The sequence below is a fragment of the Actinomycetospora cinnamomea genome (genome assembly GCF_003096675.1).
Lineage (GTDB): Bacteria > Actinomycetota > Actinomycetes > Mycobacteriales > Pseudonocardiaceae > Actinomycetospora > Actinomycetospora cinnamomea.
The window spans coordinates 303069-327258 of the sequence record NZ_QEKW01000004.1; the positions used below are offsets into that span (position 1 = coordinate 303069).

General features: G+C 75.1%; 22 protein-coding genes. 9 read left to right on the top strand and 13 right to left on the bottom strand.

The genetic code is table 11. The features are described 5' to 3' along the window. Nucleotides 1-17: 17 nt before the first annotated feature. The 4 genes from C8D89_RS10620 to C8D89_RS10635 all read left to right on the top strand — a co-directional run bounded on the left by C8D89_RS10620 (nt 18) and on the right by C8D89_RS10635 (nt 4386). Nucleotides 18-632: a hypothetical protein gene (locus C8D89_RS10620; protein WP_116708077.1), complete on the top strand. Its 615-nt coding sequence runs from the start codon at nt 18-20 to the stop codon at nt 630-632. Further along, nucleotides 629-1855, top strand: a complete 1227-nt coding sequence (locus C8D89_RS10625) for an MFS transporter (protein WP_207787157.1) — start codon at nt 629-631, stop codon at nt 1853-1855. Before C8D89_RS10620 ends, C8D89_RS10625 begins: the two co-directional genes overlap by 4 nt. A 139-nt stretch (nt 1856-1994) precedes the next feature. Further along, nucleotides 1995-3542, top strand: a complete 1548-nt coding sequence (locus C8D89_RS10630) for an N-acetylmuramoyl-L-alanine amidase (RefSeq protein ID WP_165825639.1) — start codon at nt 1995-1997, stop codon at nt 3540-3542. Between the two features lie 43 nt (nt 3543-3585). After that, entirely contained in the window at nt 3586-4386 is an 801-nt protein-coding gene (locus C8D89_RS10635; protein ID WP_116708079.1) for a SirB1 family protein, read from the top strand. A 33-nt stretch (nt 4387-4419) separates the two neighbouring features. Here C8D89_RS10635 and C8D89_RS10640 read toward each other — a convergent pair whose 3' ends face one another. Continuing rightward, nucleotides 4420-5808: a carotenoid oxygenase family protein gene (locus tag C8D89_RS10640; protein WP_116708080.1), complete on the bottom strand. Its 1389-nt coding sequence runs from the start codon at nt 5806-5808 to the stop codon at nt 4420-4422. A 58-nt stretch (nt 5809-5866) separates the two neighbouring features. Here C8D89_RS10640 and C8D89_RS10645 point away from each other — a divergent pair, with 58 nt between their 5' ends. Further along, the gene (locus tag C8D89_RS10645) at nt 5867-6403 is read left to right on the top strand and encodes a PadR family transcriptional regulator (protein WP_116708081.1); all 537 of its coding nucleotides are present in this window, start codon (nt 5867-5869) and stop codon (nt 6401-6403) included. On the opposite strand, the gene C8D89_RS10650 is transcribed toward C8D89_RS10645, so the two are convergent. Genes C8D89_RS10650 through macS form a run of 3 tightly spaced genes read right to left on the bottom strand, consistent with a single transcriptional unit; the run spans nt 6404 to nt 8890 of the window. Continuing rightward, nucleotides 6404-7078 (bottom strand): VC0807 family protein, encoded by a 675-nt coding sequence (locus C8D89_RS10650; protein ID WP_116708082.1) that lies wholly within the window; start codon nt 7076-7078, stop codon nt 6404-6406. Between the two features lie 46 nt (nt 7079-7124). Beyond that, nucleotides 7125-7763, bottom strand: a complete 639-nt coding sequence (locus C8D89_RS10655; RefSeq protein ID WP_116708083.1) for a response regulator — start codon at nt 7761-7763, stop codon at nt 7125-7127. After that, a complete protein-coding gene (macS, locus tag C8D89_RS10660; RefSeq protein WP_243418001.1) occupies nt 7763-8890 on the bottom strand; it encodes a MacS family sensor histidine kinase in 1128 nt (375 codons plus the stop codon). Before macS ends, C8D89_RS10655 begins: the two co-directional genes overlap by 1 nt. Before the next feature lie 292 nt (nt 8891-9182). Here macS and C8D89_RS10665 point away from each other — a divergent pair, with 292 nt between their 5' ends. After that, nucleotides 9183-10199 (top strand): hypothetical protein, encoded by a 1017-nt coding sequence (locus tag C8D89_RS10665; protein ID WP_116708084.1) that lies wholly within the window; start codon nt 9183-9185, stop codon nt 10197-10199. On the opposite strand, the gene C8D89_RS10670 is transcribed toward C8D89_RS10665, so the two are convergent. Further along, nucleotides 10189-10698, bottom strand: a complete 510-nt coding sequence (locus tag C8D89_RS10670; RefSeq protein ID WP_116708085.1) for a hemerythrin domain-containing protein — start codon at nt 10696-10698, stop codon at nt 10189-10191. The two genes, C8D89_RS10665 and C8D89_RS10670, sit on opposite strands and share 11 nt — an antisense overlap. A gap of 72 nt (nt 10699-10770) precedes the next feature. Further along, the gene (locus C8D89_RS29140; RefSeq protein WP_165825640.1) at nt 10771-11691 is read right to left on the bottom strand and encodes a hypothetical protein; all 921 of its coding nucleotides are present in this window, start codon (nt 11689-11691) and stop codon (nt 10771-10773) included. Nucleotides 11692-11808: 117 nt separating this feature from the next. Between C8D89_RS29140 and C8D89_RS10680 the strand changes: the two genes are divergently transcribed. Next, entirely contained in the window at nt 11809-12126 is a 318-nt protein-coding gene (locus C8D89_RS10680) for an adhesin (protein WP_116708087.1), read from the top strand. A 19-nt stretch (nt 12127-12145) separates the two neighbouring features. Here the strand turns inward: C8D89_RS10680 and C8D89_RS10685 are convergent, their stop codons facing one another. Both C8D89_RS10685 and valS read right to left on the bottom strand, forming a co-directional pair. After that, nucleotides 12146-13132: a DUF6925 family protein gene (locus C8D89_RS10685; protein ID WP_116708088.1), complete on the bottom strand. Its 987-nt coding sequence runs from the start codon at nt 13130-13132 to the stop codon at nt 12146-12148. A gap of 13 nt (nt 13133-13145) precedes the next feature. Next, a complete protein-coding gene (gene valS / locus C8D89_RS10690) occupies nt 13146-15728 on the bottom strand; it encodes a valine--tRNA ligase (RefSeq protein ID WP_116708089.1) in 2583 nt (860 codons plus the stop codon). An 84-nt stretch (nt 15729-15812) separates the two neighbouring features. Here valS and C8D89_RS10695 point away from each other — a divergent pair, with 84 nt between their 5' ends. Together C8D89_RS10695 and C8D89_RS10705 are read left to right on the top strand one after the other, a co-directional pair. Continuing rightward, nucleotides 15813-16772, top strand: coding sequence for an NADP-dependent oxidoreductase (locus tag C8D89_RS10695; RefSeq protein WP_341477317.1), 960 nt, complete (start codon nt 15813-15815; stop codon nt 16770-16772). Nucleotides 16773-16888: 116 nt separating this feature from the next. After that, a complete protein-coding gene (locus C8D89_RS10705) occupies nt 16889-17962 on the top strand; it encodes a hypothetical protein (RefSeq protein WP_165825641.1) in 1074 nt (357 codons plus the stop codon). 28 nt (nt 17963-17990) lie between these two features. On the opposite strand, the gene C8D89_RS10710 is transcribed toward C8D89_RS10705, so the two are convergent. From C8D89_RS10710 to C8D89_RS10730, 5 genes are all read right to left on the bottom strand, one after another. Then, nucleotides 17991-18764, bottom strand: a complete 774-nt coding sequence (locus C8D89_RS10710) for a maleylpyruvate isomerase family mycothiol-dependent enzyme (protein WP_116708092.1) — start codon at nt 18762-18764, stop codon at nt 17991-17993. Nucleotides 18765-18828: 64 nt separating this feature from the next. Further along, nucleotides 18829-19155 (bottom strand): Rieske (2Fe-2S) protein, encoded by a 327-nt coding sequence (locus C8D89_RS10715; RefSeq protein ID WP_116708093.1) that lies wholly within the window; start codon nt 19153-19155, stop codon nt 18829-18831. Next, entirely contained in the window at nt 19152-21662 is a 2511-nt protein-coding gene (nirB, locus tag C8D89_RS10720; RefSeq protein WP_116708094.1) for a nitrite reductase large subunit NirB, read from the bottom strand. The genes C8D89_RS10715 and nirB overlap by 4 nt, the downstream gene beginning before the upstream one ends. Beyond that, on the bottom strand, nt 21662-22006 hold the full coding sequence (locus C8D89_RS29720; protein WP_243418002.1) for a molybdopterin oxidoreductase: 345 nt from the start codon (nt 22004-22006) through the stop codon (nt 21662-21664). The genes nirB and C8D89_RS29720 overlap by 1 nt, the downstream gene beginning before the upstream one ends. After that, a complete protein-coding gene (locus C8D89_RS10730) occupies nt 22006-24144 on the bottom strand; it encodes a molybdopterin oxidoreductase family protein (RefSeq protein WP_116708096.1) in 2139 nt (712 codons plus the stop codon). Before C8D89_RS10730 ends, C8D89_RS29720 begins: the two co-directional genes overlap by 1 nt. Nucleotides 24145-24190: the final 46 nt, after the last annotated feature.

Genomic DNA, 24190 nt, shown 5'->3' on the forward strand with positions numbered 1-24190 from the left:
GGAGCGACACTGGTCCGGTGGCGAGCTCGCGGGGTCTGCCCGACACCCTGGTCGACGAGTTGTGGCGGCGCGCGGTCGGCGGGATCGGTCCGTTCGCGGGCGCGGCGTCGGTGGCCGAGGACGCGCTGGCGGCCACCGACGACGACGCCGAGGCCGCCGTCCGCCGGATCGTCGGCGCGCACGTGCGGCTCGCGGCGAGCTCGGGGCTGCTGACGAGCCTCGGTGGGGCGGCGACGCTGGTCGTCACCGCGCCGGCGGGGATGACCGGGCTCTACCTGCTCGGCACTCGCCTCGCCGCCGCGGTCGCCCACCTCCGCGGACGCGACCTCGACGACCCCGTGACGCGCACGGCGGCGCTCGTCTGCGTGCTCGGCGGCGACGGCGTCGAGCTGGCCGAGCGGACGGGGCTCGACCTCGTCAACGCCTCGCTGCTCTCGGGCCTGCGGCGGCTGCCGCCGGAGGTGCGCGCGCAGCTCGACACGCGGATCGGCTACCGGCTGACCTCGCGCTTCACCCGCCGCGGCGCGCTCAACGTCACCAAGCTCATCCCGGTCGTCGCCGGCCCGATCGGCGCCGGCGCGGACGCGATCGCCATGCGGACGGTGGCGACGTTCGCCCAGGCCCACCTGTGACCGGAGCCGACGGTCACGACCACGCCCGCGGGCGCGGGATGGCGCGGGACTTCGCCGCCCTGCTCGGCTGCGTGCTGCTGACCCAGGTCGCGCTGAACCTCGCCCGCCCGCTCGTGTCGTACCGGGCGATCGCGCTGGGCGCCGACGCGACGACGATCGGGCTGATCACCGCGGCCTACGCGCTGCTCCCCGTGCTCGTCGCGGTGCCGCTCGGGCGCGTCACCGACCGCTCGGGGCGCACGACCGCGGTGCTGGCGCTGGGGGTCGTCCTGCTCGGGGTCGCGCCGCTGGCGCTGTCGGCCACGGACACCCTGTGGGCGGTGGGGCTGGCGAGCACGGCCCTGGGCTTCGGGCACCTCGCCTTCATGATCGCGGCGCAGGGCACCGTCGCGGCGCGCAGCGAGACCGGCGCCCTGGACCGGGCGTTCGGTCTGTTCACCGCCGCCGCCTCGGCCGGCCAGCTGGTCGGCCCGCTGCTCGCCGGGGCGCTGCTCGGGACCGCGTCGGGCGACGTGCTGCTGGCCGCGAGCCGCCAGGCGCTGCTGGTCGCGGGCGTCACCGCCTTGCTGGCCCTGCCGCTCGTCGTGCTGCTGCGGCGGCGTGCGGTGCCCCGCGCCGACCCGTCGCCCGAGGGCGAGCGGACGCGCGTCCTCACCCTGCTCGGGCGCCCCGGGATGCGTCCGGGCCTGCTCGTGAGCCTCGCGCTGCTGGCCACGATCGACCTGCTCACCGCGTACCTCCCGCTGCTCGGCGAGCAGCGCGGCATCGCCCCGGCCGTGGTGGGCGTGCTGCTGTCGGCCCGCGCGGCGACCTCGCTGGCCTCGCGCCTGCTGCTGGACCGGCTGCTCGCCCGGTGGAGCCGCCCGGTGCTGGTGGTCGCGAGCGCGGCGGGGTCGGCGGTGGCCCTGGTGGCCGCGGCGTGGCCGGGCGCCGGGGTGGCGGTCCTGGCCGTCGCGCTCCCGCTCTGCGGCGTCTTCCTCGGCCTCGGCCAGCCGCTGACGATGACGCTGACCGTGCGCTCGGCGCCCGCGTCGTCGCGCAGCACGGCGCTGGCGCTGCGCCTGCTCGCGCACCGGGTCGGCCAGGTCGCGGTGCCCGCGGCGGCGGGGCTCGTCGCCGGCGTGGCCGGGGCGGCGGGGGCGCTGTGGATGGCGGGCGGGCTGCTCGGGGTCGCCGCCGGCGCCGCCGCCGACAGCGCCCGCCGCGGCGCGATCGAGCCCTGACCCGACACCTCGCGTCCCGGAAGTCACCCGACCGGGCGCCTTCTGCGTGTGATGGGACTGCCGTGACTCCTGTGGGGGTCAAGGTGGTGATCACGCGGTGCCGGTCGGCGCCGCCGCGAGACGCGGAGGGGTGTGCGCGATGGCCGGGTCCCGGGGTCCGACGGGGCGTCCCCGCAGGAGGGCGCGAGCGCGGTCGGTCGGCGTCGCGGCCCTGGTGGCGGCGACCGTCCTGGTGCTGCCCCCGGGTCCGGCCGCCGCGACGCCGCCCGCGGCACCGGCCGACCCGGCCCCGCCCGGGAACGCCGTCAGCCGGCCCGACCCGGCGCACGCCGTCCTGCCGCCGGCCGCCCTGCCGCCCGCTGCGCCCGTCGCCACCGGCATCGCGCCGGTGACCTACGCGCCCGGCGCCCGCGACGCCTTCGGCGCGCGGCGGGCGCACAGCCCCGAGCCCCTGCGCCTCGTCGCCGTCACGTGGACCGGCCCGGCACCCGACTCGGTCGCGCTGCGCTCCACCGACGCCGCCGGAACCTGGGGCGCCTGGACCGACCTCGACCCGGTCGGCAGCCAGCGCGACGACCCCGTCCCCGGCGCGGGCCCGCAGCGGGGCGGGACCGACCCCATTTGGGTCGGCGACCGCACCGCGGTCGAGGTGCGCGCGATGCGCGCCGGGCAGCCGGTCACCGACCAGGTGCAGGTGGTGCGGATCGACCCCGGGCTCGGCAGCAACGACGAGGCGATCGGCGCGATGGGTTCGGCGCGCGGCCCCGCGGCGCCGACGTACGTCACCCGGGCGCAGTGGGGTGCCGACGAGTCGATGATGAGCTGGCCGCCGGAGACCACGCCGACGGTCAAGGCCGTCACGATCCACCACACCAGCGAGTCCAACGACTACTCGCCGGCCGACTCGCCCAAGATCGTCCGCGCGATCTACGCCTACCACGCCCGCACCCAGGAGTGGGGGGACATCGGCTACAACGCGCTGGTCGACAGGTACGGCACGATCTACGAGGGGCGCGCCGGCGGCCTCGACCGCGCCGTCGTCGCGGCACACGCCGGCGGCTTCAACCGCGAGACCTTCGGCATCGCGGTGATGGGCAACACCTCGTCGACACCCCCGACGCCGGCCGCGATGGACTCGGTGGCGGCGCTCGCGGCGTGGAAGCTCGGCGGTCTCTACCGCGATCCGCGGCAGGAGGTCGAGCTCACCTCCGCCGGGGGCGGGACCTCCCGGTACCCCAAGGGTCAGACGACCACCGTGCCCGCGCTGTTCGCCCACCGCGACGTCGGCAACACCTCCTGCCCCGGCGACGCGGGGTACGCGCAGCTCGAGCCCCTGCGGGCCGAGGTGCAGCAGCTGATCGACCAGACGGCGACCGACGTGCGCACGGCCTGGTCCGCGGCCCGGGCGGCCCTCGGCGAGCCCGTCCGCGTCGAGTCGCCGACCGCCGACGGCACCGGGCGCAGCACCGACTTCGAGCACGGCACCGTCGTCTGGTCGCCGCGTACCGGGGCGTGGCCGGTGACCGGCGCGATCGCGGCACACTGGCGCGCCGCCGGGGCCGAGACCTCGGCGCTCGGCTACCCCAGGAGTGCGGAGTACGACGTGCCGAACGGGCGCCAGCAGGACTTCGAGCACGGGCGGCTCACGTGGTCCCGCGACACCGGCGCGGTGGCGTCACCGGCGTGAGCGCGTCCGGCGGCGGCGCGCCGGGCAGGGCACACTGCGCGCCGTGGACGACGACACGGGCCGGCGGGCAGCCGTCGACGGCGCCGTGGACCGGTTCCGCGCGCTGGTGGACGCGGGCGAGCCGGACCTGCTCGACGCCGCGCTGGAGATCGCTCGCGCGGCCGACCCGTCCGCCGACGTCACCACGGCGCGGGCCGAGATCGACCGGCTCGCGGTCGGCGTGGACGGCCTCGACGCGCTCGTGCGGCGCCTCTACGTCGAGGAGGGCTTCCACGGCGACCGCGAGGACTACTACGACCCGCGCAACTCCTCGCTGACCGAGGTGCTCGCCCGGCGCACGGGCATCCCGATCACGCTGGCGGTCGTGTGCCTGGAGGTCGGGCGGCGCGCCGACGTCGCGCTGGAGCCGGTCGGGATGCCGGGCCACTTCCTCGTCCACCCCGTGGGCTCGGCGCTGCACCTCGACCCGTTCACCGGCGAGCTGCTCGACCGCGACCAGTGCGTCCGGCGCTTCCGGGAGGCCACGGGCCTGGGCCGCGAGGTGGCGTTCGACGACGCGCTGCTCGCGCCGATCGGGACCGAGGCGGTGCTCGTGCGCATGCTGACCAACCTGCGCGGCATTCACCGCTCGCGCGGCGACCTCGCCGAGCTGGGCTGGGTGCTGCGCATGCGCCTGGGCCTGCCCGGGGTGTCGGCGACCGAGGTCGCCGAGCTCGCCGAGGTCTGGGGCCGGCGCGCGGCCTTCCGCGAGGCGGCCGACCTCCTCGACACCTGGGCCGAGGCGCCCCGCGACGCCGACGCCCTGCGCCGCCACGCCCGCCGCTGGCGCGCCCACCTCAACTGACGTGCGTGATCTTCTGAGCTATAGCTCAGAAGATCACGCACGTGGGTCGGGCAGCCAGGAACCGTGGAAGCCCGCGGGGACGCCGCGGGGGAGGGTCACGGCGGCGACGGGGGCGCCGGCGACGTCGGTCGCGTCGAGCACCAGCAGTCGCGAGGCGCGGCCGTCGCGGGTCGTCGTGATCGTCAGCAGCCAGCCGTCGTCCTCGGCCCGGTCGGACACCGTGCCCGACGGCGAGGACGGCACGAACACCGCCTCGCCCGCCGTGACGTCCGGGCCCAGCTCGTGGCTGGTCAGCGTGCCGTCGGCGTCGACCTTGACCACCGCGCCCGCCCGCTCGCCGCGCGCGCCCCGGTCGGCGATCGCGTAGCGCCACCGCGACGCCCGCCCGACCCGCGACTCGTCGAGCGTCGGGAACTCGACGCCCCGGTCCTCCAGCGTGGTCTCGCACACCGAACCGTCCCGCGGGTCGAGCACCCAGCGGTGCATCCGCGCGGCGCCGGTGGCCGCGGCGGCCGCGGCCGGGTCGCCCGGGACCGGCCCGCCCCACATCACCCCCACGTCCGCCGGCGCGTAGCGCGCGCCGTCGACCACCACGCGGCCCTCGGCGTCGGTGGACGCGCCGCCGACGTGGAACACGTAGCAGGGGTCGACGTCGAACCACGTCACCGCGCACGCTGGGTCGTCCTGGCGCATCACGCCCAGCCGCGCGCCGTAGGCCTCGTCCCACCCGAACGGCATGCCGGTGGCCATCCGCTCCCACTGGAACGTCATCGGCAGGTCGAGCCAGACGACGTGCTCGGCGGTGACCGCGAAGTCGTGCATCATCGTCGGCCCCGCGACCGCGACCTCCCGGCTGGTCAGCTCCGTGCCGTCGGCGGAGAGCCGGTGGTAGGTCAGGTGCGGCGGGAACGGTGAGTAGCCGAAGAAGTGCAGGTCGCCGGTGTCCGGGTCGGTCTTGGGGTGCGCGGTCATCGCCGTCGTGAGCCGCCCGCCGAAGTCGCAGGGACCGACCGTGCCCAGCGCGCGGTCCACCTCGTACGGCAGCCCGTTCTCCACCAGCGCGAGCAGCCGTCCCGCGTGCTCGATCACGTGGGTGTTGGCGGGCACGGCCGTGAGGTCGACGCCCGCCTCGGACAGGAACGGGTGGCCCTCGAGCGCGCGGGTGCGCACCCAGCGGTTCCGGTACCACTCCGCGCGCCCCTCGCGCAGCCGCACGCCGTGCAGCATCCCGTGGGCGGTGAACAGGTGGCCCGGCTCCTCGCCGGGCAGCCGGTTCGGGCCGTTGCGCAGGTAGCGGCCCGTGAGCTCGGGCGGCAGCGTGCCCTCGACGGGCAGGTCGACGGCGTCGATCTCGTCGGGCACCGGCGCGAAGCGCCCGCCCAGCTCGGGACGCCGGCCGATCTCGGTGGGGCTGCTCGTCATCCCGCCAGCGTCAACCTGTCACGATGGACATGTCAACCCGGACTGGTAGCGTCGTCGCATGTCGCTGCGCCACGCCCTGCTGGGTCTGCTCGCGCAGGGGCCGGCCAGCGGGTACGACCTCACGCGCACCTTCGACGGCAGCCTCGGACGCTACGCGTGGCAGGCCGGGCACAGCCGGATCTATCCCGAGCTGAACAAGATGGCCGACGCGGGTCTGGTGGTGGTCGACGAGACCGGCCCGCGGGGGCGCAAGACCTACGCCCTCACCGACGACGGGCGCACGGAGCTGCGCCGCTGGATGCTGCACTGGCCCGAGCAGACGACGGTGCGCGACGAGACCGTGCTGCGCATGTTCCTCGTCCAGTCGCTCGAGCCCGACGACGCGCGCCGCCTGCTCGAGGGCATCGCCGAGCACTGCGCCCGCGAGCTCCAGCGCCTGCGGCCGCTGATGGACGAGCTCGACGCCGAGCACGACCCGCACGAGCCGGTGCCGTTCGGTCGGCTGGCCGGCGAGTACGGCGTGCGCCAGTACGAGGCCGTGCACGGCTGGGCCCTCTGGAGCCTGGAGCGGCTGGCGGCGACCGTCCCGAGCTGATCAGGCGTTTGCGTGGTGCTCCTCGGCCCACGCGCGCGCCCTGGCGCCGGTGCGCGCGCCGTACCAGCCGTTCCAGATCGACAGCCCGACGATCACCGTCACCATCATCGCCGTCGAGACCCCGACCATGACGTCGATCGGCAGCAGGTAGATCAACGGGATGCGCAGGGTGGCCTCGAGCAGCAGCCCGACGCCCCACACCACCGCGCTGAGCCGGAACGTGTGCCGTACCGGCGGGATCGTCCGGTAGTACTCCTCCATCTCCCGGGCCTGGCGCGGCTGCCACGTCTGGAACGCCGAGAGCGTCAGCGGCTTGCGGGAGAACAGGCTCGCGAGGAAGACGAGGCCGACCAGGGCCGTGCCGAACGAGTCCTTGACCAGCAGGAACCGGGGGTCGCCACCGACGAACGCCAGCGCGAGCCCGAGCCCGAACACCGCGAGCATCACCGCGGCGAACCACGTGACCTCGCGCGCCCGCACCGCCACCCACACCAGCCGCAGGCCCGCCGCGAGCGTCGCGACGAGCAGCGCGACCCAGTCGGACGCGCCGAGCAGGTGCAGCGCGTAGTAGCCGACGAGCGGCACGCCGACGTCCCAGAGCAGCCCCGAGAACTGGCGCAGCCCGGGGCGCTGCGGCTCGTCGGCCTCGACGGTGGTCGACGTCTCCTGCTCCACGACGCCAGCGTCCACCTGTCCGCAGCGACATGTCAACCAGGACATGTCAGTCATCGGTGTCGAGACCCTGCTCGATGGCGTAGCGGGTGAGCTCCACGCGGTTGGCCAGCTGGAGCTTGCGCAGGGAGTTCTGGACGTGGTTCTCCACGGTGCGGTGCGACAGCGTCAGGCGCGACGCGATCGCCCGCGCCGTCAGGCCCTTCGCCACGAGGCGCAGCACCTCGGTCTCCCGCGGGGTCAGGCGCGGCTCGTCGGGCCCGACGCCCTCCAGCCGCCGGTACTCGCCGAGCACCAGCCCGGCCAGGCCCGGGGAGAACACGGCCTGTCCGGCGGCGGTCCGCGTGACGGCGTCGACCAGCTCGTCGAGCCCGGCCGACTTCACCAGGTAGCCCGACGCCCCGGCCCGCACGGCGCCGAGGACGTCGCCGTGCTCGGCGCTCGCCGAGAGCACGAGCACCCGGGTGTCGGGCAGCGCCGCCCGGATGCGTGCCGTCGCCTCCGCCCCCGAGAGCTGCGGCAGCTGCAGGTCCATGAGCACGACGTCCGGGCGCGTCGCCGGCGCGATCCGCACGGCGGCGGCCCCGTCGGGGGCGGTGGCGACGACGTCGACGCCCCGCTCGGCGAGGTCGCGGGCGACGCCCTCGCGCCAGATCGGGTGGTCGTCGACGACCATGACGCGGACCATCAAACCTCCCTCCGCGGCACGTGGATCTCCCACTCCGTCCCCTCGCCCGGCGCGGTGTGCAGTGCCAGGGTGCCGCCGAGCGCGGCGACGCGACCCCGGATCGAGCCGGCGACGCCGAGGTGGCCCTGCGCGGCGGCCTCCTCGAGCCGGCCCTCGGGGATCCCGATGCCGTCGTCGCGCACGCTCACGGTGACGCCCGTGTCGTCGTCCTCGACGAGCACCCACAGGCCCGCGTCGGCCCCGGCGTGCGTCGCGGCGTTGGCCGCGGCCTCGCGCACCACCGCGGCCAGCTCGTCGGCGTCGGCCGCGGGCAGCAGCACCGGTCCGGCCGGCACCGCCAGCGACGCCCGGGCCGGCAGCGCACCCCCGAGGCGGGCGGCGAGGTCGACGGTGCCGTCCTCGCGCGGCGCCGGCGACGAGGTGATCAGCCGGCGCAGCGCCACCTCCTGCTCGCCGGCCAGGCGCGCGAGCTCCGGGGCCGGGAGCTCGTCGCCGCGGCGCCGGACGAGCGCGAGCACCTGGAGCACGCCGTCGTGGATGTCGCGCGCGAGCCGTTCGCGCTCGGCCGTCGCCGCCTCTCGGGCCGCCGCGGCGCGCAGCCGTTCGGTGGAGCGACGCATGGTGTCGGCGGCGAGGCCGACCGCGAGGCCCGCCACCAGCAGCAGCTGCGCGTCGAAGAGCAGGGCGCCGTCGACCGTGCGGCGCACCCCGAACAGCACCCCGAGGGTGACCACGGCGCCCGCGAGGCCGCCGCGCCACCCGAGGGCGACGGCCAGCGCGAGCACCGGCCCCGCCGACCACACGGTCGTGATCACCGCCCCGCCCGCGGCGACCCGCTCCGGGGTCTCCACCAGCAGCGTCGACGCCGTCGCGAGTGCGGTGAGCCCGAGGTCGACGACGGCCGTCGCCGGGTCGCCGGTGCGCAGGTAGCGCCACGAGGACACCGCCGTCCACACCGCCATGCCGACGAGGACCGCGACGCCGAGCGCCGGGCGCGCCCAGGCGTCGAACGCCCGGACGAGGTTGACCACCGCCGCGGCGAGCGCCACCACGCGGTAGACGACGAGGCCCCGCCAGAGCGGCGCGAGGTCGGGGTGCGCCCGGGCGCGCGCGGCAGAGGCGATCACGGGGCGATCACGAGGCGATCACGGGACCTCCCGGGGCGGGGAGCGCGAGCGTAGGGCACGGGGTCGTCGACGACCGACCATGGACGCCGAGCGTGCTCGGATGGTGATCCACGGACCTCGTCGATCACCATGCGCGCACACTCGGTGCGTTCCGTGGGTCGCCGAACGGTCTACCGTGCGGTGTCACTCGTGGATGACGATCCCGGGATCGGCTAACGCAACGCGACTGTAGGCCGAACAGGCGAGTACGAGCGCACCTGCTCGGACCACAGCGCGACGCGAGGGGGACGACGTGGACCGGTGGACACTGGCGCTGGAGGCGGTCCCCGGCAGCCTCGCGGCCGTCCGGGTCGACGAGCAGGACCACCGCCCGGTCGACGTCGAGCTGGTCGACGGCGACGCCGGGGAGCTGGGCCGGTCGTTCGCCGCGCTGGCGTGCGCCGAGGGCGGCCACCCCGACCACGTCGTCATGGTCGTGCCCGGTGACCTCGACGTCGAGCGCTTCGCGACCCTCACCGAGGCGGTCGGCCTCGCCGGCCTGCCCGAGCCGTCGTGGCTGCCCGACGCCGTGGCGTGGGCGGGGGCGCAGCTCACGGGGTGGGTCGCGGGGACGCGCGCGCTCGTCGTCGACGCCCGCGGGGACGACCTCGTCGCGTGGTCGGTGTGCACGGCCGACGACGGCGTGGCCATCGCGCAGGGTGGCGCCCTGGACCTCGGCGGGCGGCTGGACACCCTGCTGGGCGGGGTCGTGCGCGCCAAGCTCGCGGTCGTGGCGCCGGAGCTCGCGGACGCCCTGCGCGGTCGGGTCGACGCGGCCGCCCGGCGCGACGCCGCCCACCTCGACCGCGAGCTGCGCGAGGCCCGCCGCCTCCTGTGCCGCGCGGACGACGAGGAGCTGGTGGTCTCGGCCGGGGAGACCGAGGTCTACCTGGACCGCGACGAGTTCACGCAGCTCGCCGACCACGCGCTGCACGACGTCGTCGTCGAGGCCCTCGGCCAGGAGGCCCCGCACCTCCCGATGGTCGTCGTCGCCGACCGGCCCACCGCGATCGTCGAGCACCTCGCTCCGCGCGCCACCGTGGTCCGGGCGCCCGAGAACGAGAGCTCGCTGGCCGGGGCGGCGGCCCTCGTCCTGCCGCGCCCGGCCGACGACCTCGACGACCCGACGCCCACCGACGGCATCCCGCGGACCGTGCTGCCGTTCCCGGCGCCCGCGTCCACCCCGCCGGCGACGCCCCGCGGGGGAGACGTGGTCCCGGCGCCGCGAGCTCGACGGCGGCCCGCAGCGCGGAGCAGGGTCAGGACGTGACGGCCTGCACGTACTGCTCGGCGTCCTTCTCCTCGAAGGACAGGCCGCAGCCCTCGGCGTGCTCGACCTTGAACTGCTCGAACTTCGCGCCGAGCTCCTGACGGAACGCGAGCGACGTGACCTTGCGGAACGGCGCGAGGTCGTCCCGCTCCTCCTCGGCCATGTGGTGGTTGTTCGCCTGGTCGGTCTCGTCGATGGCGTCCCACCACTCCTGGCTGCCGACCTCGGCGTTGCGCGCCTTGTCGGTGCCCTCGCGGATCTCGTCGTGGTCGCCGACGGCGTCCTCGGTGGCCGACGCGTCCTCGTCGTCGGCGCGGCGGGCCATCGACGGGTAGAAGTGCTGCTCCTCGGCGGAGGCGTGGATCTCGAGCTGGACCGCCAGCGCGTCCCAGACCTTCGCGGCCTCCTCGGGCTGCTCGCGCAGGTCGGCCAGGCGCAGGAACTGACGACGGAACCAGTCGTGGTCGTCGAGGATCATCTCGGTGATGTCGGCGGACATGCGGGCCTCTCGTTCGCGTGGTGGCGACCCGGTCCTACCCCGGCCTGCCGGGGACCAACCGGCAGGCCACCCTCACCTCGCGTGCACGGCCCCCGCCGCGTCGACGAACCACACCTCGGCCCGCGCCCCCGCCAGCGAGGCCGACCGCTGCTCGGTGAGGCTGCGGTAGCGGCGGGTGTCGGGCAGGGCGATGACGATCCGCGCCCGCGGGTGCGCCCGCCGGCGCTCGGCCGCCGCCTGCTCCGCCGCGGAGAACCAGTCGCCCGCGATCGTCGTCGGGTGCGTGCGCGCCCCGTCGGCGGGCCAGCCCGTGACCTCGACGTGGACGTCGTCACCGTCGAGCGACGCGACGAGGTCCCGCGCGGGACCCTCGTCGAGGCTCGCCGAGCGCAACGTGGCGCCCCGTCGCACCAGCCAGCTCGCCACCAGCGCCTGGACGTTGACGACCCGCGACCACGCCTGCAGCGCGTCGTACGGGGGCGGCCCGCACGTGGGGCCCTCCTGCCGTCGCGGCGCGGTGGCGATCGCCTTCGGCGGATGCTTCGGCAGCCGCAGCGTCGTGCGGGGACTCGGCGACGACGGCTCGGCGGAGGGTGGCGTCGGCGCGGCGGATGCCTCAGCGACGGGAGTGTCCGGCTCGGGTGCGGCGACGGCCGGCTCCGCGGGGACCGGCCCGGCCGCGGCGGGTGTTCCGGCATCCGGCTCGGGAACCGACGGCACCGCCTCGACGGCCGCGCCCTTGGTCCGGCGGCGGCGACGGCCCGGCCGGGCGGGGAGGCGGTTGAGGATCGGGCGGGTGCCGACGCGCTCGAGTTCGCCGGCGGCGGCCATCCGCCGGCACAGGTGGTTGACGGTCTGCGGCCGCACGCCGGCCTCCGGCCCCCCGAGCGCCCGGGCCAGCGCCGCGTCACTGAGCCCTTCCGGTGACGCGGTGAGCAATCGGACCACCGCAGCGCGCCGATCGGTGGGATCCGGGCTCACCGGGAGGGCCATCGGCTCGTTCCCCTCCGTGATCGGGCAGCGGTCTCGGGCTGAGCTGGGGATTTCCGTCGCGTGACGGCACGCGCATCCACGTGCGTGACCTATCCGTGACCCGTATGGTAACGAGGCATGCTGGCACTGACGGAGACGGCGGCCGAAGCCATCTCGACCATCCTCGAGTCCAACGAGATGCCCGAGGGGTCGGGTCTGCGCATCGCGGCCACCCCCAACATGGCCGAGGAGGGTCTCGAGCTCTCCGTGGCCCCCACGCCCGCGGCGGACGACACCGTGCTCGAGGGCGGTGGCGCGGTGATCTTCCTCGAGCCCCAGGCCGCCTCGGCCCTCGACGACAAGGTGCTCGACGTCGAGCGCGTCCCGGACGCCGAGCGCGGTGACGGCGACGAGTTCCGCTTCGCGATCACGCCGCAGTCCGAGCTCCAGGACTGATCCCGCACCTCCGTCGTGCTCACTGCGTCGGGTCGTGGGTGAGGGGCTGCCCGTCGTCCCCGGCACCCGCCGCCCGGTCCCGTGGCACCCGACTCCGCCACCCCTCGAGGTGGGGATGGTCGGGTTCCAGCTCCTCGCACTGCCGCAGCGCCAGCTCCACCGTCGCGCGGTGTTCCCGTGCCAGCACCCAGGGCGGCGGGACCGTCGAGGTCGCCAGCGCCTCGGTCACCGCCGCCTTCTCCGCCACCGCGGCCGGGTCGCCCCAGCGCGCCAGCACGTCCTGGGCCCGGCGATGACGCTCCGGTCGGGGAGCGGTGCGCCGCCCCTCGACCGTCCGCGTCGGGTGGGGTAGGTGCAGCGTCGCGACGGGGACGTGACCCGGCGGGATCGGGTCGGTCGCCGCGTGGGTGCGGCCGTGGGCGAGCAGCCGCGGCAGCAGGTGGGTGTGCGGGCCGTCGGGGCTCGCGCCGTCCGGCGGCGGGATCGGCGTGTACACCTCGAGGCGCGCCACGGCCGTGCGGAACACCCGGTGCGGCCCGGCCTCGACCAGCGCCGACGCCACCGCCCCGGCCTCGGCCAGCGGGCGCCCCTCGACCGCCCGCAGCGTCGCCAGCAGCGCGGCGTCGCGCGTGCGCACGCACGCCTCGAGGTGGGGCGCCCCGACCCCGAGGTCGACCAGCACGGCCTCGCGGTCCTCCTCGCGCAGCGCCCCGGTGTCGGGGCCGAGCTCGGTGACCACGGACCGCCCGCCCGAGGGCAGCAGCAGGCACAGCGCGAGGGCCTGGCTCCAGCTGTCGCCGGTCCTCCGCTCCCACGCGACGGGCAGGACGTCGTCGCTCACCCGCACCTCGAGACCGCCCCGTGGGGTGACGACGGACGCGCGCCCCGCAGCGTGCACCACCTCGGCCGGCTCGTCGGCGTCGCGCAGGAACTCGGCCAGGGCACCGAACGTCCCGACGCTCCAGCCCGCGTCCGGGTCGCCGACCCAGGCCAGCAGGTCGTCCATCCCGGTCAGCGGCTCAGGCGGTCGGCGCGCCGACCGTCGTGACGAGCTCGCCGTCGGGCGAGGCGACCAGCTCGACGTCGCGCACCCGGCCCGCGGCCCGCACGTCCGCGAGTGCCTCGCGCAGCGCCTCGAGCGCGGCCGGCGCGGCCTGCACCGAGAGCGTCTCGACCTCCGTGCGGATCGAGAGCTTCTGCTCCGACTTGGCACGCCGGATGCCGCCGATGACGTCGGAGGCGACCGAGAGCACCTGCGGGTCGACCTCGACACCGGTGGCGGCCTCGACCGGCTCGGGCCAGGCGGCCCGGTGCACCGAGCCCTCCTGCCACCACGACCACACCTCCTCGGCGACGAACGGCAGCACCGGCGCGAAGAGCCGCTGCAGCACGCGCAGGGCCACCGCCAGCGTCGCCCGCGCCGAGTCGCGGCCGGCCTCGTCGAACTCGCCGTAGGCGCGGGACTTCACCAGCTCGAGGTAGTCGTCGCAGAAGAACCAGAAGAACTGCTCGGTGACCTCGAGCGCGACCGCGTAGTCGTAGTCCTCCAGCGCCTCGGTGGCCTTGTGCACGACCTCGGCGAGCCGGGCCAGCAGCGCGCGGTCCAGCGGCGTCGACACGGCCTCGGTCGACGGGACGCCCGCGGGCACGCCGACCCCGAGGATGAACTTCGAGGCGTTGAGCAGCTTCATCGCGAGCCGCCGACCGACCTTCATCTGCCCACGGTCGAACGCGGTGTCGACACCGGGGCGCCCGCCGGCGGCCCAGTACCGCACGGCGTCGGAGCCGAACTCGACGAGCAGGTCCATCGGCGTGACGACGTTGCCCTTGGACTTCGACATCTTCTTGCGGTCCGGGTCGAGGATCCAGCCGGACAGCGCCGCGTGGGTCCACGGCAGGCTGTCGTGCTCGAGGTGGCTGCGCAGCACCGTCGAGAACAGCCAGGTGCGGATGATGTCGTGGCCCTGGGGCCGCAGGTCCATCGGGAAGACCCGGGAGAACAGGTCGTCGTCGATGCTCCACTGCCCCGCGATCTGCGGGGTGAGCGACGAGGTCGCCCAGGTGTCGAGGATGTCGCGGTCGCCGGTGAACCCGCCGGGGACGTCACGCTGCTCGGCGGTGAAGCCGGGCGGGACGTCGGTGGAGGGGTCGACGGGCAGCGCGTCGTCGGTCGGGGTGAGGACCTGGTCGGCCAGGACCTCGCCGTCGGCGTCGAGGCGGTACCACACCGGCACCGGGACACCGAAGAACCGCTGGCGGCTGACCAGCCAGTCGCCGTTGAGGCCGCGCACCCAGTCCTCGTAGCGGTGGCGCATGAACTCCGGGTGCCAGGCCAGCTCCCGGCCGCGTGCGATCATCTCGGCGCGGGTCCCCGAGTCGTGGTCGGGCGTGTCGCGCCCGCCGTTGCGGATGTACCACTGGCGGCTGGAGACGATCTCGAGCGGCTTGTCGCCCTTCTCGTAGAACTTGACCGGACGCGTCACCGGGCGGACGTCGCCGACGAGCTCGCCGGTCTCGGTGAGCATCGCGACGATCCGCTCCTTGGCGGTGTGCACCGTCGCGCCGGCGAGCTCCTCGTAGCGCCGGCGGCCCTGCTCGGAGGTGATCCACTCGGGGGTCTCGCGCACCAGGCGGCCGTCACGGTTGATCACCGTGCGGTTGGGCAGGTCGAGCTCGCGCCACCACGCCACGTCGGTGAGGTCGCCGAAGGTGCAGCACATGGCGATGCCGGCGCCGCGGTCGGACTCGGCTGCCGGGTGCGCGAGCACCGGGACCTCGACGTCGAACAGCGGCGAGCGCACCGTCGTGCCGAACAGCGCCTGGTAGCGCTCGTCGTCGGGGTGCGCGATCAGCGCGACGCAGGCCGGGATCAGTTCGGGGCGCGTGGTCTCGATGAACACGTCGCCATCGCCGCCGTGATAGGCGATCCGGTGCCACGCGCCGGTGTGCTCGCGGTCCTCGAGCTCGGCCTGGGCGACCGCGGTGCGGAACGTGACGTCCCACAGCGTCGGCGCCATCGAGACGTAGGCCTGGCCGCGCTCGACGTTGCGCAGGAACGCGCGCTGGCTGATGGCGCGGGCGCGCGCGTCGATGGTCTGGTAGCCGTGCGACCAGTCGACCGACAGCCCGTTGCGCCGCCACAGCGCCTCGAACGCCTTCTCGTCCTCGGCGGTCAGCACCTCGCAGAGCTCGACGAAGTTCCTCCGCGAGATCGCGAGCTGCTGCTTGCCGGGCTTCTCCGGCGGGGTGAACGCCGGGTCGTACGGGAGGCTCGGCTCGCACCGCACCCCGTAGTAGTTCTGGACGCGCCGCTCGGTCGGCAGGCCGTTGTCGTCCCAGCCCATCGGGTAGAAGACGTGCTTGCCCCGCATGCGCTGGAAGCGGGCGATGATGTCGGTGTGCGTGTAGCTGAACACGTGCCCGACGTGCAGCGACCCCGACACCGTCGGCGGCGGGGTGTCGACGGAGAACACCTGCTCGCGTGTGGCCGACCGGTCGAACGCGTAGGTGCCCTCGTCCTCCCATACCCGCGCCCACCGGTCCTCGAGGCCGTCGAGGGTCGGCTTCTCGGGCACGCGCGTACCGGGGTGGGACTGCACCATGACGTCGAGTTTACCGACGGGGCCGCCGCCACTTTCCGCCTGCTCAGGGTGTGCGCACGATGATCGCGGGGCACGCCGGGGGACATGCCCACCACCATGCGCAGGATCACCCAGGACACCCCCGGCGGTCCCGAGGTCCTGCACCTCGAGGACGCGCCCGTGCCCGAGCCGATCCCCACCGAGATCCGGGTGCGGGTGACGGCGGCGGGCGTCAACCCCGTCGACACCAAGGTGCGCGCGGGCGGGGCCGGGCTCGGCTCAGCCGGCGGGGACATGACCGCCCCGCCGTTCACGGTCGGCTGGGACGTGGCCGGCGTCGTCGACGCGGTCGGGATGGGCGTGACGCGCTTCGCGGTCGGTGACCGCGTGTTCGGGATGCCCTGGTTCCCGCGCCAGGCCGGTGCCTACGCCGAGTACGTCACCGCGCCGTCGCGGCACTTCGCGCACGTCCCCGACGGGGTGGACGACGTGACCGCCGCGGCCCTCCCGCTCGCCGGGCTGACCGCCTGGCAGATCCTCGTCGACGCCGCCGACGTCCAGCGCGACCAGCGGGTGCTGATCCACGCCGCCGGCGGGGGCGTCGGGCACCTCGCGGTGCAGATCGCGAGGACCCGCGGCGCGCACGTCGTCGGCACCGCCTCGGCCGGCAAGCACGCCGACCTCGTCGCGCTCGGCCTCGACGAGGCGATCGACCACCACACCGAGGAGGTGGCCGAGGCCACCCGGGACATCGACGTCGCCGTCGACCTGACCGAGGTCAACGGACCGTCCTCGCTCGCGGTGATGCGTCGCGGCGGCCTGCTGGTCTGCGTCCCGTCCGGCGTCCCCGAGGGCCTGGCCGAGCAGGCCGAGGCCGAGGGCAAGCGGGTGACCGACTTCCTCGTCGAGCCCGACGGCGTCGCGCTCACCGGTCTCGCGCGGCTCGTCGACGAGGACGTGCTGACCGTGCGCGTCGCCGGCACCTTCCCGCTCGAGGACGCCGCGTCCGCCCACCGCGAGCTCGAGAAGGGCTCGACGTTCGGCAAGCTCGTGCTCACGCTCTGAACGGCACGGCGTCACTCGTTCCGGTGACGGCTGCTAACGGTCCACGTAGCCCGACGACATGAGCGGCAGGTCCGCCGCACGGCGGACACCACACATCTCGTCGGGGGATCACCGTCATGACCGCTGTCCAGCCGCCGCGCCACCGGGCTCCCGCCGGAGCCCAGGGCTTCGGCCGCGAGCCGCACCCCTCCGGCCCGGTGGCGGTCACGCCGCGGATCGTGCGGATGCGCCGCTCCGCGCCCGCCGACACCGTGGCACCGTCGCCGGCCGACGGGGCGCTGACGGTGCCGATCCCGCGGGCCGCGCTCGACGCCGCGCGGCCCCCGTCGGGCCCGGTGCCGCCGGCCCCGACGGGGGCCGCGCCGGTGGGGCCGAGGGTTCCGGGGGTGCCCGTCCCGGTGGGCCCGGTCGCCCCGCTCGCCCCGGTGGGCCCGGTCGCCCCGGTGGGCCCGGTGGGCCCGCGCAACGGGCTCGGCATCGCCGGCCTGGTGCTCGGGCTGTGCGGCCTGGTGATCGGCCTCATCCCGCTGTTCGGGCTGGGCGCGATCCTGCTGGGCGTCGTCGGCCTGGTGCTGGGCCTCGTCGGCGTCCAGCGCGCCCGTCGCCGCGTCGCCACCAACACGAGGACGGCGGTCACCGGCGTGGTCGCCTGCGTCCTCGCGATCGCGCTCGGCATCACCGGGCTGGTCATCGTGGCCACCGCGGTGGACCAGCTCGGCGAGGATCTCTCGGCCATCGGCGCGACCACTCCGGCCGCGGGGTCGGCGCCGGCCGCCGGCTCGGCCCCCGCGAGCTCGGCCCCCGCGAGCTCGGTCGTCGCCTTCGGCCGGACCTTCACCTACGCCGACGGGCTGGCCGTCACGGTCGACGCGCCGACCTCCTACGACCCGGGGAGCTACGCCGCCGGCCACACCAACCCGTACGCGTACAGCGTCACCGTCCGCGTCACGAACGACACCGGCGCCGCGTTCGACCCGACGCTGCTGCGGGTCATGATGACCACCGGCGGTGCCCCGGCCTCCCAGATCCTCGACGATCGGTCGGGGCTGCCCCCGCAGAACCAGCTCCAGCCCGGCCGCAGCCTGACCTACGAGGTCGCCTTCTCCACCACCGCCGACACCGGCGAGGCGCAGGTCGACGTGGTCCCGTCCTTCTCCCACGACCACGCCGTCTTCACCGGCCGGCTCTGACCGACCCGCGCTGACCTGCACGCCCGACCTACACGGCGCCGTGGCGGCGCCACCGATCGAGCAGCTCCACGGCCCCGAGGACGTCGACACCGGCGTCCTCGGGGCCCTCGCGGTTGGTGAGGACGGTGAGCAGGGACCGCGCCGGACCCCGGACGGCGGCGTCGCTCTTGCGGTGCGCGTGCTCGACCCGCGGGCCCTCGGGCTCGAGGGTCACGACCCACTCGCCCGTGCCGTCGAGGCCCTCATCGGTCGCGTGCAGGTGCAGGGTCGCGCCGTCGGCGCCCAGGTCGGGGCGCCTCTTGGCGCTGCGCACCACCATCTCCAGGTGCTCGTCGACGGCGTCGGCCGCGATGATCGGGTCGACGTCGGCCAGCACCGGGCGCCCGGCGCCGAGCTCGGCGTCGGCGCGGTGCACGAGCGTCTCGTGGCACTGGCGGCGCGCCCAGAACGACACCGGCACCAGGCCGCCGAAGCCACCGACCAGGGTGTCGTCGCCGGCGTCGCGGACGGCCTTCGTCAGGACCGCGGCGCCCTCGAGCAGCCAGGTCGACACCTCGTCGTCGGCCTCGGGCATCGGCGGGTCGGTGACCCCGCGCCGCACCAGCTTCTCGCCCGGCCGGGAGACGGTCGCGGCGCACCACCGGTGCACGGCGCCGAGGTGCTCGGCGAGGTCGCGAACGGTCCACTCCGGACAGGTCGCCACCACCGCGTCCTGCCCGGAGGAGTGCACGGCGTCGGCGAACGCCGTGGTGTGGAGGACGACCTCGTCCAGGTAGCGGGCCACCGTCAGCATGGGCGCCATCTTTGCCCTCCGGGCTCGTGCGTGCTTGTCCGTGCCCCAGCACGGACGAGCACGCACGAGCGCGCTAGCGCAAACGCACGACCAGCTCGCCGTCCTCCTCGCGCGCGGAGTAGGCCGTCGCGTCGGGTGCACCCGTGGCGCACGAGCCGTCGGTCAGCGAGAACTGGTGCTGGTGCAGCGGGCACACCACCACCTCGCCGTCGGTGAGGCCGTCGGCCAGCGGGCCGCCGCGGTGCGGGCAGATCGCCCGCAGCGCGTGCAGCCCGCCCGACCGGGGCCGGAACACGGCCACCGGCTCGTCGCCGACGAGGAACGCCCGGCCCTCGCCGAGGGGGATCTGCTCCACCGGCCCCAGCCGCGCCTCGACGACGCGCCCCGTCTCGGTGCTCATCGCGCCGCGCCCCGGACCGGCACCTGCGGCAGCGGGACCAGCGGCAGCGCGTCGTGGAACTGCCCGGGCGTCCGGTCGACCTGGTCGGTGGCCCAGGGATCGGCGTAGCGGTCGACCGACTCCTGCATCCGCGCGTCGAGCTCGGCGGCGATGCCCTCGGTGTCGTCGACGACGACGCCGATGATGTGGTCGAGGCCCATCCGCGGCACGAAGTCGTACGTGCGCTCCAGCCAGTTGGCGTTCTCGCGGTAGTACTGCAGGAACCGTCCGGTGAGGCGCAACGCGTCGGCGTGCGTGTCGACCGTCGCCAGGACATCGCCCTTCCGGACCGTCGCGCCGGCGGCACCACCGACGTAGATCTGCCACTGTGTCGATCCCCCGGGCCGCCCTTCCACGGCGACGAGACCGACGTCCTTCACCATCGACTCGGCGCAGTTGCGTGGGCAGCCCGACACGGCGAGCTTCATCTTCGCCGGCCCCTCGATGCCTTTGTAGCGCTCCTCCAGGTCGATCCCGAGCCGCGTGGAGTCGCCCAGCCCGAAGCGGCAGAAGTCGGTGCCGACGCAGGTCTTCACGGTGCGGAAGCTCTTGCCGTAGGCCCAGCCCGAGGGCATGTCGAGGTCCCGCCAGACCTCCTGGAGCTTCTCCTTCGGCACCCCGAGCAGGTCGATGCGCTGCCCGCCCGTCAACTTGATCATCGGGATGTCGTGCTTCTCGGCGACGTCGGCGATGCGGCGCAGCTGCGCGGCGTCGGTGACCCCGCCGGACATCCGCGGGACGACGGAGAACGTGCCGTCGCGCTGGATGTTGGCGTGCACGCGGTCGTTGATGAAGCGCCCGTCGCGCTCGTCGACGAACTCGTCCGGCCACATCATCCGCAGCAGCGCCGTCAGGCCCATCTTCGAGCCGACGTGCTCGTTCCCGTCGGGCGCGAGCGCGGCGAACACCGCCGAGACGCTCCGCAGCCCCCGTTCGCGGATCTCGCGCATCAGGGTCGGCTTGTCCAGCGGGATGCCCGGCACGTAGTAGGAGTCGGCCGGGTCCTCGGCGCCGGCCCCGCCGAGCGCGGCCTCGACGACCTCCTTGACCAGGCCCTTGCACGATCCGCACCCCTTGCTCGCGCGCGTCTGCGTCATGCAGGCCGACACGGACTCCGCGCCGTGCTCCACGCACGCGACGAGGTCGCCCTTCGAGACGCCGTTGCAGTGGCAGATCTGGGTGTCGTCGGGCAGGTCCGCGGCGGCGGAGGCGTCGCCGGCCGCACCGAGGTCGAACAGCAGCCTGACGCGCTCCTCGGGCAGCGCGGAGCGGCTGTCGAAGGCCTGGGTCAGCGCCGCCACCTTGCTGACGTCCCCGACCAGCGTCGCGCCGATCAGCGTCCCGTCCCGGATGACGACCGTCTGGTAGACCCCGCGCCCGGTCTCGGAGAACTGCACGAACTCGTCGGACTCGCGCTCCGGGGCCTTGACGCCCATCTGCGCGACGTCGACGCCCGCGACCTTGAGCTTCGTCGCCAGCCGCGAGCCGTGGTACTCCGCGTGCGGGTCCGCACCCGTCACCACGTCCGCGAGCACGGCGGCCTGCTCCCACAGCGGACCGACGACACCGTAGACCTCGCCGCGGTGCTGGGCGCACTCGCCGACGGCGAAGATCGCGTCGTCGTCGACCGAGCGCATCGTGTCGTCCACGACGATCGCGCGCTGGGTCTCCAGCCCCGACACCATCGCGAGCCCGATGTTGGGCCGGATGCCGGCGGTGACCACGACCATGTCGCACGCCAGCTCGGAGCCGTCGGTGAAGCGGACGCCCGAGACGCTGCCGTCCGATGTCAGGATCTCGTTGGTCTTCACCCCGAGGTGGAGGTGCATGCCCATCTGCTCGAGCTTGCTGCGCAGCACCTTCGACGCCTCGGCCTCGAGCTGCTGGTTCATCAGCACCTCGGTCGGGTGCACGACGTGCACGGCGACCCCGTGCGCTTGCAGCCCGGCGGCCGCCTCGAGACCGAGCAGCCCGCCGCCGATGACCACCGCGGAGTGCCGGCCCTGGACGTGACGGAGCATGTTCGTCGCGTCGTCCAGCGACCGGAACCCGAACACCCCGCGCGTCAGCTCGGTGTTCGACGCCCACATGCCCTCCATGGGCGGGAAGAACGAGCGGCTCCCGGTGGCGAGCACGAGCACGTCGTACGGCGTCACCGAGCCGTCGTCGCCGAGGACGACCTTCGCGTGCCGGTCGATGCGCACGATGCGGACGCCGGCGTGCAGCGTGATCCCGTTCTCGTCGTACCAGTCCAGCGGGTTGAGGTAGAGGTCGTCCGCGTCGTCGTCGTCCACCGCCTCGTCGGCGGCGTTCGCGAGCACCTCCGAGAGCAGGATGCGGTTGTAGTTGCCGTAGGGCTCGTCGCCGAAGACGGTGATGGCGAACTGCTCATCGCCGCCGCGCGCGAGGATCTCCTCGAGCGCGCGGGCGCCGGACATGCCGTTGCCGACGACCACCAGGCGGCGCATCAGACCTCCACCAGACCGCAGTCGACGACGAGCGTGCCGCTGGTCCCGGCCGGGGCCGTGTAGTGCACCTCGACGGAGGTGCCGGCGAGGAGATCCTCGACCACGCGCAACGACACGTGCATGTCGGCCTTCGCCCCGACCGGCAGCCACCGCGCGGGCGCGCCGTCGAACACGAGGACGACCGTCGCGAGCTCGCCGGAGGAGTTGCCCGCGCGCACGTAGAGCACCTGCCCCGTGACGCCCTCGGGGACGGTGTAGGTCAGCGTCGGGTGCAGCAGGGCCGGCTTGTCCAGCCCCTTCCCGTCGAAGGCGAACGCGCCCTGCAGGAACCGTGGCGTGGTCATCATCCGGAGGGGTCCTCTCGTTCGGGCGAGCGGAGCGACGGGGGGTCGGCGGTGCGGGCGGCTTCCAGTGCGACCGCGCAGACCTTGAACTCCGGCATGCGGGAGGCCGGGTCCAGCGCGGGGTTCGTGAGGTCGTTGATCGTCTGCTCGCCCGACCAGTGGAACGGCGCGAAGACCGTGTCCGGCCGGATCGTCGTGGTGAGCCGGGCGCGCATCCGGGCGCGGGCGCGGCGGGTGCGCAGCTCGAGGTCGCCGCCCTCGGCCACGCCGAGGCGGGCGGCGAGGTCGGGGTGGATGTCGACGGCGGGCTCCGGCTCGGCGTCCAGTAGCGCCTTGGTCCGCCGGGTCTGGGTGCCGGACTGGTAGTGCGCGCGGCTGCGGCCGGTGGTCAGGCGGTACGGGTACTCGTCGTCGGGCGTCTCGGCGGCGTCGCGGTGGTGCACGACGTGGAAGCGGGCGCGCCCGTCGGGCGTCGGGAAGGCGTCGCGGAACAGCCGCGGGGTGCCCGCGTCGTCCTCCGAGCGGCACGGCCAGAACACCCCCTGCTCGGCCTCGATCCGCTCCCAGGTGATGCCCGCGTAGTCGGCCTTCCCGCCCGCGCTGGCGCGGCGCAGCTCGTCGAACACGGCGCGCGGGTCGTCGTCGAAGGGCTCGCCGCGCCCGAGACGCCGGGCCAGGTCGGCGAGGACGGCGAGGTCGCTGCGCACGCCCTCCGGGGCGTCCGTGACGCGTCGGCGGCGCAGGACGCGGCCCTCGAGGTTGGTCATCGTGCCGTCCTCCTCGGCCCACTGCGTGGTGGGCAGGACGACGTCGGCGAGCTCGGCGGTCTCGGAGAGGAAGAGGTCGGACACGGCGAGGAAGTCGAGGCTGCGCAGGCGCTCGCGCACGTGGGCGGCGCGCGGGGCGGAGACGGCGACGTTCGAGGCCATGACCAGCAGCGCGCGCACGCCGCCGTCGGTGCCGAGGCCGTCGAGCATCTCGTAGGCCGAGACGCCGGGCTGCGGGAGCTCGTCGGGGTCGACGCCCCAGACGCCCGCGACGTGGGCGCGCGCCGCGGGGTCGGCGAGCATCCGGTAGCCGGGCAGCTGGTCGGCCTTCTGCCCGTGCTCGCGCCCGCCCTGCCCGTTGCCCTGGCCGGTCATCGTCGCCCAGCCCGAGTACGGGCGGCCGGGCAGGCCGAGGGCGAGCGCGAGGTTGATCCAGGCCAGCGCGGTGTCCGAGCCCTTCGCGTGCTGCTCGGCGCCCCGGCCCGACAGGATCATCGTCGCCCGGGACTCGGCGAGCAGCCGGACCGCGCGCTCCATCACCGCGACCGGGACGCCCGTGATGCGCTCGACGCGGTCGGGCCAGTACTGGCGCAGCGCGCGCTTCACCGCGGGCCAGCCGGTGGTGCGCCCGGCGACGTAGGCGGTGTCGACCAGGCGGTGCTTCACCGCGAGGTGCAGCAGCCCGTTCGCGAGCGCGAGGTCGGTGCCGGGCACGGGCTGGAGGTGCACGTCGGCGGCGGCCGCGGTGGCGGTGTGGCGGGGGTCGACGACGAGATGGGTCGCCCCGCGCTCCCGACCCGCGGCGAACCACCGCATCGCGGGCGGCATCACGTCGGCGGGGTTGGAGCCGACGAGCAGCACGGTGTCGGCGCGGGCGATGTCGGACAGCGGGAACGGCATGCCGCGGTCCACCCCGAACGCCTTCGTCGCGGCCGCCGCGGCCGACGACATGCAGAAGCGGCCGTTGTAGTCGACCGAGGCGCTGCGCAGCGCGACCCGGACGAACTTGCCGGCCTGGTAGGCCTTCTCGTTGGTCATCCCGCCGCCGCCGAACAGGCCCGCGGCGTCCGGGCCGTGGCGCTCCTGCGCGACGGTGAGGCCGTCGGCGATCCGCCGGAGGGCCTCGTCCCAGGTCGCGGCCCGGAACGGCTCGTCGCGGACGTCGCGGACCAGGGGCGTCGTGAGCCGGTCGGGGTGCCCGAGCAGCTCGGCCGCCGACCGGCCCTTCTCGCACAGCCCCCCGCGGTTGGTGGGGAAGCGCGCGCCCGTCACCTCGAGCACCGTCCCCGCGCCCTGCTCGCGTGGCGTGAGGGTCATGCCGCACTGCAGGGAGCAGTACGGGCAGTGGGTGGTGGTCGGGGATCCGGCCATGCCCCCCACGCTGCGGGCGCGCCGTTTCCCGCCGGTTACACGGGCG

Excerpts from the sequence above, each read along its gene's own strand:
- C8D89_RS10630 (WP_165825639.1), top strand. The coding sequence starts at position 1,995 with ATGGCCGGGTCCCGGGGTCCGACGGGGCGTCCCCGCAGGAGGGCGCGA.
- C8D89_RS10640 (WP_116708080.1), bottom strand. The coding sequence starts at position 5,808 with ATGACGAGCAGCCCCACCGAGATCGGCCGGCGTCCCGAGCTGGGCGGG.
- C8D89_RS10645 (WP_116708081.1), top strand. The coding sequence starts at position 5,867 with ATGTCGCTGCGCCACGCCCTGCTGGGTCTGCTCGCGCAGGGGCCGGCC.
- C8D89_RS10655 (WP_116708083.1), bottom strand. The coding sequence starts at position 7,763 with ATGGTCCGCGTCATGGTCGTCGACGACCACCCGATCTGGCGCGAGGGC.
- C8D89_RS10670 (WP_116708085.1), bottom strand. The coding sequence starts at position 10,698 with ATGTCCGCCGACATCACCGAGATGATCCTCGACGACCACGACTGGTTC.
- C8D89_RS29140 (WP_165825640.1), bottom strand. The coding sequence starts at position 11,691 with ATGGCCCTCCCGGTGAGCCCGGATCCCACCGATCGGCGCGCTGCGGTG.
- C8D89_RS10680 (WP_116708087.1), top strand. The coding sequence starts at position 11,809 with ATGCTGGCACTGACGGAGACGGCGGCCGAAGCCATCTCGACCATCCTC.
- C8D89_RS10685 (WP_116708088.1), bottom strand. The coding sequence starts at position 13,132 with ATGGACGACCTGCTGGCCTGGGTCGGCGACCCGGACGCGGGCTGGAGC.
- valS (WP_116708089.1), bottom strand. The coding sequence starts at position 15,728 with ATGGTGCAGTCCCACCCCGGTACGCGCGTGCCCGAGAAGCCGACCCTC.
- C8D89_RS10695 (WP_341477317.1), top strand. The coding sequence starts at position 15,813 with ATGCCCACCACCATGCGCAGGATCACCCAGGACACCCCCGGCGGTCCC.
- C8D89_RS10705 (WP_165825641.1), top strand. The coding sequence starts at position 16,889 with ATGACCGCTGTCCAGCCGCCGCGCCACCGGGCTCCCGCCGGAGCCCAG.
- C8D89_RS10710 (WP_116708092.1), bottom strand. The coding sequence starts at position 18,764 with ATGGCGCCCATGCTGACGGTGGCCCGCTACCTGGACGAGGTCGTCCTC.
- C8D89_RS10715 (WP_116708093.1), bottom strand. The coding sequence starts at position 19,155 with ATGAGCACCGAGACGGGGCGCGTCGTCGAGGCGCGGCTGGGGCCGGTG.
- nirB (WP_116708094.1), bottom strand. The coding sequence starts at position 21,662 with ATGCGCCGCCTGGTGGTCGTCGGCAACGGCATGTCCGGCGCCCGCGCG.
- C8D89_RS29720 (WP_243418002.1), bottom strand. The coding sequence starts at position 22,006 with ATGACCACGCCACGGTTCCTGCAGGGCGCGTTCGCCTTCGACGGGAAG.
- C8D89_RS10730 (WP_116708096.1), bottom strand. The coding sequence starts at position 24,144 with ATGGCCGGATCCCCGACCACCACCCACTGCCCGTACTGCTCCCTGCAG.